Source organism: Bradyrhizobium sp. HKCCYLS20291, assembly GCF_051167715.1.
Lineage (GTDB): Bacteria > Pseudomonadota > Alphaproteobacteria > Rhizobiales > Xanthobacteraceae > Bradyrhizobium.
On sequence record NZ_JBNPTO010000022.1, the window covers coordinates 50,513 to 64,803 of the forward strand.

16 protein-coding genes are annotated in these 14,291 nt (G+C 64.9%); 11 read left to right on the forward strand and 5 right to left on the reverse strand.

Annotated features, from left to right (window positions below; all coding sequences use genetic code 11):
• Positions 1-37: 37 nt before the first annotated feature.
• A complete protein-coding gene (locus tag ACQR07_RS32935; protein ID WP_434906219.1) occupies positions 38-307 on the reverse strand; it encodes a hypothetical protein in 270 nt (89 codons plus the stop codon).
• Positions 308-552: 245 nt separating this feature from the next.
• On the opposite strand from ACQR07_RS32935, the gene ACQR07_RS32940 reads away from it, so the two are divergent.
• Positions 553-1,497, forward strand: a complete 945-nt coding sequence (locus ACQR07_RS32940; RefSeq protein ID WP_434906220.1) for a hypothetical protein — start codon at positions 553-555, stop codon at positions 1,495-1,497.
• Between the two features lie 567 nt (positions 1,498-2,064).
• Here ACQR07_RS32940 and ACQR07_RS32945 read toward each other — a convergent pair.
• Both ACQR07_RS32945 and ACQR07_RS32950 read right to left on the reverse strand, forming a co-directional pair.
• Positions 2,065-2,922, reverse strand: a complete 858-nt coding sequence (locus ACQR07_RS32945; protein WP_434906221.1) for a PCC domain-containing protein — start codon at positions 2,920-2,922, stop codon at positions 2,065-2,067.
• A gap of 6 nt (positions 2,923-2,928) precedes the next feature.
• The gene (locus tag ACQR07_RS32950) at positions 2,929-4,524 is read right to left on the reverse strand and encodes an acyl-CoA synthetase (protein WP_434906222.1); all 1,596 of its coding nucleotides are present in this window, start codon (positions 4,522-4,524) and stop codon (positions 2,929-2,931) included.
• 272 nt (positions 4,525-4,796) lie between these two features.
• Here ACQR07_RS32950 and ACQR07_RS32955 point away from each other — a divergent pair, with 272 nt between their 5' ends.
• From ACQR07_RS32955 to ACQR07_RS32965, 3 genes are all read left to right on the forward strand, one after another.
• Complete coding sequence (locus ACQR07_RS32955; RefSeq protein WP_434906223.1) at positions 4,797-5,339, forward strand: DUF3828 domain-containing protein; 543 nt, start codon at positions 4,797-4,799, stop codon at positions 5,337-5,339.
• Positions 5,340-5,357: 18 nt separating this feature from the next.
• On the forward strand, positions 5,358-5,630 hold the full coding sequence (locus tag ACQR07_RS32960) for a GNAT family N-acetyltransferase (protein ID WP_434906224.1): 273 nt from the start codon (positions 5,358-5,360) through the stop codon (positions 5,628-5,630).
• A 115-nt stretch (positions 5,631-5,745) separates the two neighbouring features.
• Positions 5,746-5,910 (forward strand): DUF1127 domain-containing protein, encoded by a 165-nt coding sequence (locus ACQR07_RS32965; protein WP_434870639.1) that lies wholly within the window; start codon positions 5,746-5,748, stop codon positions 5,908-5,910.
• Positions 5,911-6,016: 106 nt separating this feature from the next.
• Here the strand turns inward: ACQR07_RS32965 and ACQR07_RS32970 are convergent, their stop codons facing one another.
• A complete protein-coding gene (locus ACQR07_RS32970) occupies positions 6,017-6,424 on the reverse strand; it encodes a DUF3597 domain-containing protein (protein ID WP_434906225.1) in 408 nt (135 codons plus the stop codon).
• Positions 6,425-6,818: 394 nt separating this feature from the next.
• On the opposite strand from ACQR07_RS32970, the gene ACQR07_RS32975 reads away from it, so the two are divergent.
• Positions 6,819-7,730, forward strand: coding sequence for a DUF2189 domain-containing protein (locus ACQR07_RS32975; protein WP_434906226.1), 912 nt, complete (start codon positions 6,819-6,821; stop codon positions 7,728-7,730).
• Positions 7,731-7,917: 187 nt separating this feature from the next.
• Positions 7,918-8,736: a lytic murein transglycosylase gene (locus ACQR07_RS32980; RefSeq protein ID WP_434906227.1), complete on the forward strand. Its 819-nt coding sequence runs from the start codon at positions 7,918-7,920 to the stop codon at positions 8,734-8,736.
• Between the two features lie 65 nt (positions 8,737-8,801).
• On the opposite strand, the gene ACQR07_RS32985 is transcribed toward ACQR07_RS32980, so the two are convergent.
• A complete protein-coding gene (locus tag ACQR07_RS32985; RefSeq protein ID WP_434906228.1) occupies positions 8,802-9,068 on the reverse strand; it encodes a hypothetical protein in 267 nt (88 codons plus the stop codon).
• A gap of 484 nt (positions 9,069-9,552) precedes the next feature.
• Here ACQR07_RS32985 and ACQR07_RS32990 point away from each other — a divergent pair, with 484 nt between their 5' ends.
• From ACQR07_RS32990 to ACQR07_RS33010, 5 genes are all read left to right on the forward strand, one after another.
• Positions 9,553-9,705: a DUF1127 domain-containing protein gene (locus tag ACQR07_RS32990; protein WP_434870634.1), complete on the forward strand. Its 153-nt coding sequence runs from the start codon at positions 9,553-9,555 to the stop codon at positions 9,703-9,705.
• 151 nt (positions 9,706-9,856) lie between these two features.
• Positions 9,857-11,287 carry a methylenetetrahydrofolate--tRNA-(uracil(54)-C(5))-methyltransferase (FADH(2)-oxidizing) TrmFO gene (gene trmFO, locus ACQR07_RS32995; protein WP_434906229.1) on the forward strand — a complete coding sequence of 477 codons (1,431 nt, stop codon included), beginning with the start codon at positions 9,857-9,859 and terminating at the stop codon, positions 11,285-11,287.
• A 7-nt stretch (positions 11,288-11,294) separates the two neighbouring features.
• Complete coding sequence (locus ACQR07_RS33000) at positions 11,295-12,395, forward strand: serine/threonine protein kinase (protein ID WP_434906230.1); 1,101 nt, start codon at positions 11,295-11,297, stop codon at positions 12,393-12,395.
• A 63-nt stretch (positions 12,396-12,458) separates the two neighbouring features.
• Positions 12,459-13,349, forward strand: coding sequence for a TauD/TfdA dioxygenase family protein (locus tag ACQR07_RS33005; RefSeq protein ID WP_434906231.1), 891 nt, complete (start codon positions 12,459-12,461; stop codon positions 13,347-13,349).
• Positions 13,350-13,591: 242 nt separating this feature from the next.
• Positions 13,592-14,284, forward strand: a complete 693-nt coding sequence (locus ACQR07_RS33010; RefSeq protein WP_434906232.1) for a TauD/TfdA dioxygenase family protein — start codon at positions 13,592-13,594, stop codon at positions 14,282-14,284.
• Positions 14,285-14,291 lie beyond the last annotated feature (7 nt).

A 14,291-nucleotide genomic window follows, 5' to 3' on the forward strand; every position in this document is an offset into this window, starting at 1 on the left:
CGTCGTCCGAGCTAAAAAAGCTGCACTCGCCGTTACGTCAGATCGGATAGCGCCATTTGAGCGCACGACGGACGAAGAAGGCGGCGACCGCGACGATCACCAGCGCGATCAGATCGCTCCTGAACAGCATCGGCGGAAAGCGGACGAACATGGGTGTGAAGATCAGCGCGAACAGCACCAGCAGAAGGCCATTATAGATGTAGTACAGCGGCGACTTGAAAATGCCCGTAGGCGCCAGTTCGGCGTGGGACATCGGCTGCGGCAGCAGATAGGCGAGCAGTAAACCGAGAAAGTCCCCACCGTCCATGACGTCAACGTAGGCCGTTCTGCGCGATCACGCTGGTCGTTCCAACAGCCTTACCGTTTCAGCGATCATCGCACGGTCCGCTGTGCTCACGCGTCGATTACATCTTCATGTGTCATCGGCGCCCGACCGTTGGTTCGATGCGATCCCGCAACAGCAAGCGTCAGGAGAAATTGGCACACACCGCGCGTGCCACGCCCGCCGCTCCCCTCCACCGATGGTGGGTACGCGCCGCCTGACAGCGTCGCTTGCCCACCCAACGGCAGCGTCATACGGGCAAACCGGTGAAATCATCCACACCCCCCTTGAACGTTGCTCAAATTTGTTGTATCAATTTTTTGAGCAACGCTCACAAACGGAGCCGGATGATGGAAACCTCTTTCGATCTCGGAACGATAAACCAAGGCCGAGGCAGGACCGGCCAAGGCGTGACGCCCTGGATCCGGCTCGCGCCGACGGCCGTCACGATCGGCGCCATCCTGCTCATGGCGCTGCATGGACGCATTGCCCAGCCGGCGCACTACAACGACTTCGCCGACCAATCTGCCGTGCTCGGCATTCCGCACGCAGCCGACGTGATGTCCAACGCCGGGTTCGCGCTGGTCGCGATCTGGGGCTGGCTGAAGCTCTGGCCCCGCCGCACCGACGCATCCCTGCGCGCGGGATGGCCGGGCTACGGGATGTTTCTGGCCGGACTGTTGCTGACCGCTGTCGGGTCCGCCTTCTACCACCTCGCTCCCGACAATGGCCGCCTGGTCTGGGACCGGCTGCCGATCGCGCTCGCGTGCGCTGGCCTGCTCGTCGGCGTCCGCGGAGACACCCAGCCGGGACGACGGACCGGGATGGAAGCGATCGTGATGGGATTGTGCGCGATCGCCAGCGTCGCATGGTGGGTCATCACCGCGCGAAGCGGCGCGGACGATCTGCGACCCTATCTGCTGCTGCAGGGTCTGCCGCTCGTCCTCATCCCGTTGTGGCAGGCGATTCATCGCGCCCCGCGCGCCGATCGCATCGCCTTCGCCGCCGCAATGCTGCTCTACGTGCTGGCCAAGCTCGCCGAGGTGCTCGACCACGAGATCGCGATCGCGCTCGGCTTCGTCAGCGGGCACACCTTGAAACATCTGATCGCAACGACGGCCACGGCCGTGGTCGTCTGGAGCCTGATCCGTCGCTCTGCGCTGCGCTCGCCATGAACGCGGGGAAGACCATGCGCGCGTGCCGTCAATTCGTGTTCGATCTCAAGCTGATATGGCCTGTCCAGTCCTTCCGGAAAAAATAAATCACTTTCATTTTTTCCGAATTCATGGTTGTCTTGCGGCATCCCGGCCCGCGAGAGGGGCGTATCGCGATCGTCACGAGACGTGGGGCCGGAGATGCGGTGGCCGCGAGTTTGCTGCAGCGGGCCTAAGGGCTCGCCGACGAACGGCAGCTTGCGGACGTGAAGACGCGTGGTCCTGACGCCCCGAGGCTGGCGTCAAATTGGTGGGTGATGATGATCCCGCTGATGACGGTGGCTAACAAGCCGGACACCGGGGAGATCGCGAGATAAGCGTGAAAACCATCGCGCGGGGAATGCCGGGATGTCTCGGCTGAACCTGTGGTTCCTGCCGCCTGCATTTTTTTCGCAGGCGGGCCATGGGTGCGGCCAGCGCCCGGCATTCCCCGCGCCCTCTCACTTCATGAGGGCGAATGAGGATCAAAGCTCGGGTGCGGATGCATCGCGAGAACGGTGCCACATGGCTTGCTCACATGGCGCGTGCTTACGCCACGACCTCCAGCACCAGCTCCATCGTCATCAGCACCGGGTTGTCGCCGCGGACCAGACGGCCGCGCGCGAGGGTGCCGGTGTAGTCGACCAGCGCGACGTCGAGCACGGCCTCGAGGCCATCGGCGCCGGGCGCGATCGCGCCGGATGTGATCGTCAATTCGGTCGCGAACGGCTCGACGATGGCGCCGTCATCAAATCGCGCGCCGATGGTCGAGCCGACACCGCCGTGTATGAGCGCTTCGCGGATGCCCTGCGCCTGACAGAACGCTTCGAGGCAGAAGGCGAAATCCTGGTTCGGCCGCAGCCGCAGCGCGAATGCGCGGCGGTCGGTCTTGGCCTCGCGCGGTACGGCCGCGACTGGCCCGAACAGCTTGAAGCCGGTCTCAGGGTCGGGCTCGGCCGCGAAGATCGCGCCATCGAGCCCGAACGCCTCGACCTCGAACGGCTCGGCAACGATGGTCTCCTCCGGCAGGATGTGCCCGCCTCCGGCGCGGCCGCCCTCTTCCGTCCACAGCGCGTGACAATGGAAGAACGGTGCGCCGTCGCGGACGCCCAGCGTCATCGTCGCGGTGTCGAGCCGCGTGACGCCGGTGGGCCGATAGGTCTCGCTGTAGAACGCGGCGTGGTCCGGCGTCTTCGACAGCGCCGGCATGACATAGGCGAACGGCCCGAGCGCACCGCCTCTGATGTCGAGCACGCCGCCGGCAAAGCCGTGCGCCGCAAAGCCGCGATGCGCGGCCTGCAGCAGCGGCAGGCCCTTCTCCATCGTGAAGGTGAAGGCGCGGCCGCGCGCTTCGACCCACTGGATCCGTTCCGCAACGGGCGCGCCCGGCTGGGTGATGGAACGCATCAAGGTTCAGCCCTTCTTTGTGAGGTCGAGCAGCCCGCGCGCTTCGAGTTCGTCGCGCACCAGGCGCTTGGGGATCTTGCCGTAGCCCGACTTCGGCAGCGCGTCCCAGAAGAAGAAACGCTTCGGCATCTTGTAGCGCGGGAGCTTGGTCGCGAGATAGCCGGCGATGTCGCTCTCGCTCGGCGTGGCCGCGCCTTCGCGGGCGACGCAGACGGCGACGCCGACCTCGCCCCAGACCGGATCGGGCACGCCGAGCACGGCGACCTCGCCGATATCCGGATGCGTCAGGATCTTTTCCTCGACCTCGCGCGGATAGATGTTGGAGCCGCCGGAAATGTACATGTCCGAGGCGCGGCCGGTGATGTAGACGAAACCCTGCGCATCCATGTGGCCGAGATCGCCGGTGCGAAACCAGCCGTCGCGAAACGCCTTGGCATTGGCCTCGGGGTTGTCGTAGTAGCCGGCGAACACCGCCGGACCGATGACGCAGATCTCGCCGGTCTCGCCCGGCTTCAGCTCGCGGCCCTGATCGTCCTGGATCGAGACCTGCATGCCCGTGCGCTCGTAGCCGCAGGTGCCGATCCGCGCCTCCGGGCCATCCTCCTGCTCATGCGCCGCGGCCGGCAGCACGGTGATGTTGCCGGTGACCTCGCCGAGCCCGAAATACTGCACGATCACCTTGCCGAGCCGCGCCAGTGCGCGCTTCTGGTCCTCGCGATACATCGGCGCCCCGGCGTAGATGACGTGGCGCAGCGAGGAATGATCGAACTGATCGACCGCGGGATGCTCGACCATCATCTTCAGGATGGTCGGCACCGTGAACAGGTTGCTGACCCGATGTGTCTGAATGAGTCGGAAGGCCTCGGTGATGTCGAACTTTTCGCTCGGCAGCAAGACTGTCTTGGCGCCGCGCGCGCTCTGCATCAGCTGATGCACGCCGGCGCCATGCGACAGCGGCGCGACGACCAGCGAGGCATCGTGCTCGGTGGTCCCGGGCGTCAGGTCGGCGAGATGATTGGTGATGACGAACGCCATCTGGCCATGGGTCAGCACGGCGGCCTTGGAGCGGCCTGTGGTGCCCGAGGTGAAAAAGAACCAGCAGGGATCGTCGTGCTCGACCGCGGCGTTCGCCAGGTCGGCGCCGGCATGCGCCTTCATCGCGTCAGCGACGGAGCGCGAGCCGAGGTCGCCGCCGTCGCCCATGCGCCAGGTGAACGATGCGGTCGTCACGGCTGCCGCATGCTCCGGAAAATCGCCATGGCAGAGGAAGGCCTTCGCTCCCGAAGCCGTCGCGAGATAGGCGACCTCGTCCGGCATCAGGCGGAAATTGGTGGGCACCCAGACCGCGCCGAGCCGGAACGCGGCGAACATCGAGACGAACATCTCCTCGCAGTTCTTGGAATGCACCAGGATGCGATCGCCCTTGGCGATGCCCTGCTCGGCCAGCGCCGCCGCGAGCGCCGAGACCATCGTGTCGATCTCGCGCCAGCTCCACGAGCGCTCGCCCCACACGAAGCCTGTGCGATCGCCGAGACGGCGGCCGTTCTGCGTGACGATATGCGCGAGATTCATCACCCGGCGGGACATGCGCAGCTGCGTCATCGGCGAGCCCTCGTGCTGATAACGCGGATGAATGGCCTCATGAACAGACTCATTTGGCAGCGTCCCCTCGATCGATCCCCGAGCGATCTCAGCCGCCCGTTACCTCTGGCCTGTTTATCTCGCCCCGGCGCGCTCTCGCAAGGCCGCCTGGCCCATCGCTCCCATGCGGCCGCTTCATTCGAACGAATGCGGGCGCCGTGCGACAAACCCGTGCCGGCGGCGCAATTCATTTCACCATTTCACCGCGCGCCGAATCTGATCTGAGGATCCCCATGATCGATCGTCGTCTCCTGCTTCTCGGCCTCGCTGGCGTGCTCGCCACGTCCCCGCTGCACGCGCAGACCTCCGCCGCCAACGAGCCCGCCGGCATCATGACCGCGATCTACACCCGCGTCGCCAAGGGCAAGGGCGAGGACGGCGGCAACTTCGTCATCGGAGACAAGGCGGCCCGCGCGAAATACCTGTCGAAGGCGCTTGCCGCCCAATGGGCCAAGATGGATGCCCGCACGCCCAAGGGCGAGGTCGGCGCAGTCGATTTCGATCCGATCACCAACTCGCAGGATCCGGACGTCGCCTCGTTCAAGGTGGCGCCGGAGAAACAGGAGGCCGACAAGGCGACCATCGCCGTCACCCTCACCGGCCACCGCAACGAGCGCAAGGAACAGGCCGACAACGTCATTCGTTACGACTTCGTCCGCGATGCCGGCCAATGGAAGATCGACGACATCCGCGGCGCCATCGACGGCAAGCCATGGTCGATCCGCGACATGCTGGCCGAGTTCATCAAGCTGACCGATAAACCGAAACGAAAGTAGCGCCCAAGAGGAGTGACCATGACCGCCGTCCGCGACAACAAGGCCGAGAGTCGCTTCGAGCTCGACATCGACGGCAGCATCGCCTTTGCCAATTATCGCGCGACTCCGCTCGCGGTCATCATCACCCATACCGAAACGCCGCGTCCGCTGCGCGGGCGCGGCATCGGGTCAGAGCTGGTGAGGGGCGCGCTGGAGCTGATCCGTGCGGAGGGACGAAAGGTCGCCGCGGGCTGCAGCTTCGTCGCCGATTACCTCCGCGATCACCCGGAGAACCGGGACATCATGGCGTGACAGCCCGTAGAACTACCGAACAGAACGATTGGAGCCGCCTTCTTAACCCGGCGGCTACCCGGATGGATCAGCAATTCCCCGCCGTTCAAGCAATCAGACCAATGGGGAGAGGCTCATGTTCATCGCGGCCGTATTCGACGTTCTCAAGCGCTACGTCCACTATCGCACTCAGCTCGCTTATGTCGATCAGCTGGACGAGCGGACGCTGCGCGACATCGGTTTTACGCGCGACCAGCTGCATGCCGAGGCCTGGCAGCGCGCGGCGTTCGTGCGCGCCTGACGCGTTTCGCTATGGCGCGGCCACGCGTCGCGCCACACGACATCCAAGACGACAAAGGCCCGCGCGATCGCGGGCCTTTCGCTTTTGGAACGAGAGCACCAGCTTCTCAGTGCTTGATCTCCGGCGGCAGCTTGCCGCCATTGGCCGCGAGCTTGCTCATGACCTGTTTGTGCAGCCAGACGTTCATGCTTGCGGAATCGTTGGTGTCGCCGCTGTAGCCGAGCTCCTTGGCGAGCTCCTTGCGCGCCGAGAGGCTGGAATCGATGTCGAGCGCCTTCATCAGGTCGACGATCGAGGTCCGCCATTCCAGCTTCTCGTGCTTGGCGGCGGCAGCCTTGTCGACGATCGCTGCCACATCGACATTTTGCGGCGCAGCAGCCGGAGCCGAGGCCGGAGCCGCACCCGGGCTCGCCGTGGGCGCGCTTCCACCTGCAGCTGGCGCGCTGCCGCCGGCCGGGGCGGCCTCGGCCTTATGGCCGAAAATCGCGCCCATGATCTTTCCGAAAATGCTCATCAATGGCTCCCAAAGCAGTGTGATCGAATGAAGAACTCGGCCGACGGTGTTCCGTTGCGGAGCAGCCTGTCAGCGTCAGTTCGCCCCGCTCGCCAACGCGGACACGGCGACCGTTGTGAAGCTTACCGAAGGCGGAATGACGGCGGAATGACTTTGTGCGCGCCATGCTCAGCTTCATTGGGTGGATCTGCCCGCCTAATGCACTGCGATATTCACTGGGGTCACCGAGGCGTGAGTAGGCGCGGGCCGGATCGCCGTTATGCTTCTCGCTTCCGTTCGCGAATGGCCGTCCCGAGGTTCGTCGCGTCTGGCCATCCGCGATCCGTCAACGACAAGCGCAGCCCGGCCTGCGTGGTTGGGAAGCGCCTCACGCAGTTTGAGGGAGCGAACGACGATGGCCACCTATCACAGCAATGTCGATGCACATGTTCGGCCAGCCGACGAGGTGGCGGCCGAGATCACGATCCGCAAGATCGACATGTCGAGCCTGATGCGCGCGCTGCGGCTCGGCTGGGACGACTTCAAGGCCGTGCCCAGCCACGCCATCATGCTGTGCGCGATCTATCCTGTGCTCGGCCTGGTGCTGGCGCGCGCTGTGTTCGGCTATGCGGTGCTGCCGCTTTTGTTCCCGCTGGCGGCGGGCTTCGCCCTGCTCGGCCCGTTCGCGGCGCTGGGCCTCTACGAACTCTCGAGCCGGCGCGACCGCGGCGAGGAGGCGAGCGCCTGGGATGCGTTCGAGGTGCTGCGCTCGCCGTCATTCGGCTCGATGCTCGGGCTGGGCACCCTGCTGCTGGCACTGTTCGTCATCTGGGTCGCGACCGCGCAGGCGATCTATGTGGCCGTGTTCGGTTACGGCGGAGCCGCCGGCGTCAGCGACTTCCTGCAGCGCGTGTTCACCACCCCGCAGGGCTTCTGGCTGATCGCGGTCGGCTGCGGCGCCGGCTTCCTGTTCGCGCTGATGGCGCTGTGCCTCAGCATCGTCTCGTTCCCGCTGATGCTCGACCGGCACGCCGGCGCGCTCGAAGCCGTGGTGACGTCGCTGCGTGTCGCGGCGCAGAACCCGATTCCGGTCGCCGCCTGGGGCCTCATCGTCGCCGTGCTGCTGGTCGCCGGCACGATCCCGTTCTTCCTGGGGCTCGCGGTCGTCATCCCCGTGCTCGGTCACGCCACTTGGCATCTGTATCGCGAGGCGATCGCCGTCCACCCCGACGCCGCGCCGGTCGTGACCCCGCCTGCGCGCGCGTCGAAGCCCGCGGCCGATTTTCCGGCCAATCTCTTCCCATGGCGGCCGCGCGACCGGATGTGAGGACACGCATGGGTGAACGTGCTTGCCGCCGGCCTCTTGGCCGGCGGGGGTCTGGATGGCCGGCGTCGGGCGGTCATCACAGCCGACGGCAACGTGATCGTCCGGCCTTGTTGCTGCCGCGGTTGCGCCCGACATGGAGCGCGCCCGACCTCCTTCTTTCAGCATCCATTGCCGTCCAGGTGTTTCGATGATTGCCCGCGTTGCCCTCCCCGTTTTGGCCTGCCTCGCTGTCCTGACGACCTCCTCCACCTTCGCCCACGCCGCCGTGCCCTGCGGCACCGGCAATTTCGATGCATGGCTCGCGGAATTGAAGACGGAAGCCGCCGGCAAGGGGATTTCCCAGAACGCGATCAACGCGGCGCTGACCGGGGTGACGCCGGACCAGACCGTGCTCAACCGCGACCACGGTCAGAAGGTGTTCACCCAGACCTTCGAGGAGTTTTCCGGGCGCATGGTGCCGCCGCGGCTGACCCGCGGCTCCAACATGCTGAAGCAGTATGGTTCGGTGCTGTCCCGCATCGAGCAGGCCTATGGCGTGCCCGGCGAGGTGCTGGTCGCGATCTGGGGGCTGGAGACCGATTTCGGCGTCAATGTCGGCAAGTTCCCGACGATCCGCGCCCTGGTGACGCTCGCCTATGACTGCCGGCGCGCCGAGCAGTTCCGCGGCGAATTGCTGGAGGCGCTGCGGATCGTCGATCGCGGCGACCTCCAGCCTGCCGAGATGCGCGGCGCCTGGGCCGGCGAAATCGGACAGACCCAGTTCATGCCCTCGTCCTGGATCAAATACGCGGTCGATTTCGACGGCAATGGCCGCCGCGACCTGATCCGCAGCGCTCCCGACGTGCTCGCCTCCACGGCGAACTACCTCAAGGGCTATGGCTGGCAGAAGGGCAAGGATTGGGAGCCGGGCAGTCCCAATTTCGCTGTCATCCAGCAATGGAACAAGAGCGAGGTCTATGCCCGGACGATCGCGACCTTCGCGACCCAGCTCGCGCGGGCGCCCTAGCGCCAAAGAAGAAGGGCCGGCCGCCGAGGGCGACCGGCCGGTGGTTGATGACGCCTGAGATGCGGTTACTTCATCATCCCGACGTGCATCGCCTTGGTCAGGTGCATGCTGCAGGCGCCCATCCTGCCGGCGAGCAGCGCGTCCTGCGCCGCGGCGACCTGCTTCTGGGCCTCCCAACGGGCATCACCGTCGGCCATGGCCTCGACCGCCGTCTCGGTCTTTTCAAGATTGGCCCCGCTGCAGCCGGCGCCATGCATCCGCGCCGCCTGAGCCGGCCCGAATGCGAAAATGGCCACGGTGACGAGTGCGGCTCCCAACAATTTGGTTGTCATTGTTCTTTCCTCGCTGGTGCGTCGGCGTCGGCATCATTGCCCAACACCGCGACAATTTGTCGCATAACCAGAGCGGATCACGAATGAAATCCCCGCGAGCAGCGCGTGATCGAGGGACCGACGTTACGCACGGCGAATTGAAAGAATGAATTATAAATCAGGTCCGTGGACCCATGCATTCGTACGACGCTCTTCTCGCCGTTGCTTATCCCTCCCTTTCCGCAAATCACGCCGAGCGGGACGAGAGCTTCATTTGTTGTCCAAATGCGCCGATACAAAATCCCGCATCATTACGGACTGTTACGAGATCGCCCAAGGCATGGGCTCGTGCGCTCGATTCTTACTCAAGCGTTACCCGAGCTATGCGCGTCAGGTTTAGCTGCATCGCAACATTCACGCTTCCGCATCGCAACAATCCCTTCTATGTTCATTTCAACGATGAGGTTCCAGTAAGAACTGAATCGCGAATTGAAGGAGATTTCTCATGTTGCTCTCGCTCATCCGCATGGTTCACGCGTTCCGTGAGTATCAGCGCAACGTTGCCGAGCTGTCGCAGCTCAGCGATCGCGAACTCGCCGACATCGGTCTCGATCGGTCGGACATTCCGCGCGTTGCTGCCGGTCACTACAACGGCTGATCAGCCTGCTTCCGATTTCTACCGGACATCGCCCGCCTCGCTGCGGGCGTTGCCGCATCTGGGCCTCGCCGGCGACACAGCGGCCCGGTTTCTCGCACGCGGGCCCACTCGCGCATTTGCAGCGCTGACGAAAAGCGCTACCTGTCCCGCGATGACAGGGACCAAATCACCTCATACCGTCCACGTGATCGGGGCCGGACTCGCTGGCTCCGAGGCCGCTTGGCAACTCGCCGAGGCGGGCCTCGATGTGGTGCTGCACGAGATGCGGCCGGACCGCATGACGGAGGCCCACCGGACCGCGACACCGGCAGAGCTGGTCTGCTCGAACTCGTTCCGCTCCGACGATGCGGCCAACAATGCCGTCGGCCTTCTCCATGCGGAGATGCGCCGGCTCGGCTCGCTGATCATGCGCGCGGCCGATGCCAATCAGGTGCCTGCCGGCGGAGCGCTCGCGGTCGATCGCGATGGATTCTCGGCAGCGGTCGCGGCGGCGCTGGAAAGCCATCCGCGCATCGCCCTGAGCCGTGGCGAGCTCACCGGCCTTCCGCCTGCGGACTGGAGCAACGTCATCATTGCGACCGGTCCCCTCACCTCGCAGCCGCTCGCGGAGGCAATCCGCGGCCTCACCGATGAGAGCGCGCTTGCCTTTTTCGACGCCATCGCGCCGATCGTGCACAAGGACACGATCGACATGTCGCAAGCGTGGTTCCAGTCGCGCTATGACAAGGTCGGTCCGGGCGGCACTGGTGCGGACTACATCAACTGCCCGATGACCAAAGAGCAATACGACGCCTTCGTCGCGGCGCTGCTCGCTGGCGAGAAGACCGACTTCAAGGAGTGGGAGACCAACACGCCCTATTTCGACGGCTGCCTGCCGATCGAAGTCATGGCCGAGCGCGGCCACGAGACCTTGCGTCATGGCCCGATGAAGCCGGTCGGCCTGACCAACCCGCACAACCCGACCGTGAAGTCCTACGCCATCGTCCAGCTGCGCCAGGACAACAAGCTCGGCACGCTCTACAACATGGTCGGCTTCCAGACGAAGCTGAAGTACGGACCGCAGCAGCAGATCTTCCGCACCATTCCCGGCCTCGAGAATGCGGAGTTCGCGCGGCTCGGCGGCCTGCATCGCAACACCTTCCTCAACTCGCCAAAACTGCTCGACCCGCAGCTGCGCCTGCGCGCGCAACCACGGCTGCGCTTTGCCGGTCAGATGACGGGGTGCGAAGGCTATGTGGAGTCGGCGAGCATTGGCCTGATCGCGGGCTTGTACGCGGCAGCCGAGGCTCGCGGCGCGAGCTTGTCGCCGCCGCCGCTTACGACAGCGCTCGGCGCCCTGCTCGGCCACATCACCGGCGGACATATCGAGACGATCGACGGCGCGACGCGCTCGTTCCAGCCGATGAACATCAATTTCGGCCTGTTCCCGCCGTTGACGGTGGCTCCGACCAGAAAGCCGGACGGCACGCGACTCAAGGGCAACGAGAAGACGGTCGCCAAGAAGCAGGCGATGAGCGCCCGCGCGCTGGCGGATCTCGACCGCTGGATCGCCGAACATCTGCGTGTCGCGGCCGCTGCGTGAGAGTGCGATGAGTTTGCCGAAGACCGACTCAGCCCTGCTAGCGGCGCGCTGGAGCGAGGGCGTGCTGCTCAAGCGCGACGTGTTCTCGACCGTCGAGCGCGGCCGCTTCAGGAGCGAGGCCGGCGAGGTCGATGCCGTGCTGCGCCGGCTCGACGAGGTGCCGTGGTGGTCATTCGTGCTGGCACGCCATCTGTTCGCCAGGGAACGCAAGGCGCTGACGCGCGCCAATGGGCTGAATGCCGGTCCCGACCTGTTGTGGGCGGGAGATCGCGCGCTTGTCCGCGGCTTCATCAACGGCGTGGCGCTGCATCTTGCGAAGCCGCACGGCAACGTCGCCTATTTCCGCTCCGCCAAGCAGATGATGCGCCGGCTGCATCGCGCCGGGATCACGCACAACGACCTCGCCAAGGAGCAGAACTGGCTGGTCGGCCATGACGGCCATTGCTACGTGACCGACTTCCAGCTCGCCGCGTGCTTCTCGCGCCGCAGCCGGCTGTTCCGGATCGCTGCGTACGAAGACCTGCGCCACCTCCTCAAGCACAAGCGCAGCTACGCGCCCGAGGCGCTGACGCCGAAGGAGCGCAAGATCTTGGCGCGCAAGTCGCTGTTCGCACGGATCTGGCTGATGACGGGCAAGAAGGTGTATCGCGCGATCACCCGCGGCATCTTCAACTTTACCGACCGCGAGGGCGGCGGGCGGCGCTTGGTCAATGATGCACCGGTGCTGATGGACATGATCCGCAGGAATCCTGCGGTGCGTGACGCCGCGATCGTCGCCTTCGCCGATCGGCGCTCGGGCGTGGGACTCTATGCCTTCGTCGAGGCTGACCAGCCTGCGCTTGAGAATCAATTGCAGGACGAACTGACCTCTGCCAAGGGGCCGAAACCGCCGGAGCATATCCAGGTGGTCCACGCGCTGCCACGCGACGCCGGCGGCAAGCCGCGTACCGAGCTGTTGCAGCTGGTGGCGATGAACCAGATCGACCTGATCGAGCCGATGCTCACGAGCGACAGCGATCGTGCGTTCCTCAAGGACATCCTGGATTCACGCAAGAACCTGCGTGACCGGTTCAATTTCGAGGCGGACCTGAAGCTGCCGTCGACCTGAGCGGACGAGACTTCGCAGAGCGCACGCGCTATCGTCGGTGCATCGCAAGGGAAGGATCTAGCCATGAACGTCGAGACCCGCCTGCACCCGGCCTCTCCGTCATCATCGCTCGAGATCGTTCCGACCGGAGCGCAGCTCGGCGCCGAGATCCGCAACGTCGATCTCCGGAATCTCGACGATGCGGGGTTCGCGGCCCTGCTCGGCGCCTTCCACGACCATTCGGTGCTGCTGGTTCGTGGACAGACTCTCTCCGACCAGGATCTGATCGCCTTCAGCCGCCGCTTCGGTGATCTCGACTTCGCGCCGATCCAGGAGAACGGCCGCCGCTTCGTCGACGGCCTGCCCGAGATCTACATCGTGTCGAACGTGAAGGTGAATGGCGAGGCGATCGGTAGCCTCGGTGCGGGCGAAGCGGTGTGGCACACCGACATGTCGTATCTCGACACGCCACCGATCGCGAGCGCGCTCTATGCGCTGGAAATTCCTCCGGTGGGTGGCAACACGTCGTTCTGCAGCATGTACGCCGTCTATGACGCGCTTCCTGCCGACTTGAAGCGTCGGATCGCAGATCTCAAGATCAAGCACGACGGCACCTACAACAGCGGTGGCTTCGTGCGCCAGGGCGTGACACCGACGGATGATCCGCGCACATCACCGGGCGTGATCCATCCGCTGGTCTGCACGCATCCCGAGTCCGGCCGGCAGATGCTGTATCTCGGCCGCCGGCGCAACGCGTATCTCATCGGACTTGCGCTCGCTGAATCGGAAGCGCTGCTCGACGAACTCTGGACCTATGTCGCGCGTCCTGAATACGCCTGGGAACATGTGTGGAAGGTCGGCGATCTCGTCATCTGGGACAACCGTTCCACCATGCATCGACGCGATCCGTTCGATGATCATAGCAGGCGAATCATGCACAGGACTCAGATCAAGGGAGCACAACGGCCGCAGTGATTCGCCGGAGCATGACGCGCGCCCATTCGCGCGCCATACTGCCTGCGATCGACTCGCAGGTTGCTGAATATTTCTCTCCACATCGCCTTGAAGAGTCCCATTTCTGACTCAGAGCGGCAGAGTGTGCCGACAATCGGCAGATCGTGCCGCGATCCTTCCGCGAATTGCCTCCGAGCCGAAACAACCCCGACAAATTACAGTGGTTGATTTGCAGTGCTGGTGAAACTTGGGAGATGACGCAAGTGAGTCTCAGAAGCAACGTTGCTCGAAGCGCTGAAAGCAGCCTCATCCAGGTCAATCCCACGGGAAAGGCGCTCGGCGCCGAAGTCTGCAACGTCGATCTCGGATCGTTCGACGATTGGGCGTTCGCCTCCTTCATGCGCGCGCTGCTCAAGCACCAGGTTCTGCTCGTGCGCGGCCAGCGCCTCAGCGAGCGCGACCTCGCCGCCTTCAGCCGTCGCTTCGGCCATGCTGATCTTCTGTACACGTCGCCAGGAACCATGTTCGGCGACAGGCTGTCGTTCTGCAGCCTCTTCGCCGCCTATGACGCGATGTCACCGGCGCTGCGCAGCCGCGTTGCGCATCTGAAGCTTCGGCAGCTCGCGACCGACATGTCCGATGACGGCCGTCGCACCATCGTTGCGGGACCCGTGCATCCGCTGGTCGGCAATCATCCCGATACAGGAAGGCCGATGCTCTCGCTCGGCCAGCGCCGGCAGTCCTATGTCGTGGGCCTGGAGCAGGACGAGTCGGATGCATTGCTCGACGATCTCTGGCAGCTTGCCGAGCTGCCCGAGTTCCGTTGGACCCACATGTGCCGGCCCGGTGATCTCGTCGTGTGGGACACGCGCTGCACCATTCACCGGCACGAGGCGCAGGAGATGCCGAGGCTCCTGCACAGTCCGCCGCTCTGGAATGCCATCTCGAGCGCATAGCACGCGA

What these genes read in the sequence shown, in the direction of transcription:
- ACQR07_RS32935 (WP_434906219.1), bottom strand. Translation starts at nt 307, where the DNA reads ATGGACGGTGGGGACTTTCTCGGTTTACTGCTCGCCTATCTGCTGCCG.
- ACQR07_RS32945 (WP_434906221.1), bottom strand. Translation starts at nt 2,922, where the DNA reads ATGCGTTCCATCACCCAGCCGGGCGCGCCCGTTGCGGAACGGATCCAG.
- ACQR07_RS32950 (WP_434906222.1), bottom strand. Translation starts at nt 4,524, where the DNA reads ATGACGCAGCTGCGCATGTCCCGCCGGGTGATGAATCTCGCGCATATC.
- ACQR07_RS32955 (WP_434906223.1), top strand. Translation starts at nt 4,797, where the DNA reads ATGATCGATCGTCGTCTCCTGCTTCTCGGCCTCGCTGGCGTGCTCGCC.
- ACQR07_RS32960 (WP_434906224.1), top strand. Translation starts at nt 5,358, where the DNA reads ATGACCGCCGTCCGCGACAACAAGGCCGAGAGTCGCTTCGAGCTCGAC.
- ACQR07_RS32965 (WP_434870639.1), top strand. Translation starts at nt 5,746, where the DNA reads ATGTTCATCGCGGCCGTATTCGACGTTCTCAAGCGCTACGTCCACTAT.
- ACQR07_RS32970 (WP_434906225.1), bottom strand. Translation starts at nt 6,424, where the DNA reads ATGAGCATTTTCGGAAAGATCATGGGCGCGATTTTCGGCCATAAGGCC.
- ACQR07_RS32975 (WP_434906226.1), top strand. Translation starts at nt 6,819, where the DNA reads ATGGCCACCTATCACAGCAATGTCGATGCACATGTTCGGCCAGCCGAC.
- ACQR07_RS32980 (WP_434906227.1), top strand. Translation starts at nt 7,918, where the DNA reads ATGATTGCCCGCGTTGCCCTCCCCGTTTTGGCCTGCCTCGCTGTCCTG.
- ACQR07_RS32985 (WP_434906228.1), bottom strand. Translation starts at nt 9,068, where the DNA reads ATGACAACCAAATTGTTGGGAGCCGCACTCGTCACCGTGGCCATTTTC.
- ACQR07_RS32990 (WP_434870634.1), top strand. Translation starts at nt 9,553, where the DNA reads ATGTTGCTCTCGCTCATCCGCATGGTTCACGCGTTCCGTGAGTATCAG.
- trmFO (WP_434906229.1), top strand. Translation starts at nt 9,857, where the DNA reads ATGACAGGGACCAAATCACCTCATACCGTCCACGTGATCGGGGCCGGA.
- ACQR07_RS33000 (WP_434906230.1), top strand. Translation starts at nt 11,295, where the DNA reads ATGAGTTTGCCGAAGACCGACTCAGCCCTGCTAGCGGCGCGCTGGAGC.
- ACQR07_RS33005 (WP_434906231.1), top strand. Translation starts at nt 12,459, where the DNA reads ATGAACGTCGAGACCCGCCTGCACCCGGCCTCTCCGTCATCATCGCTC.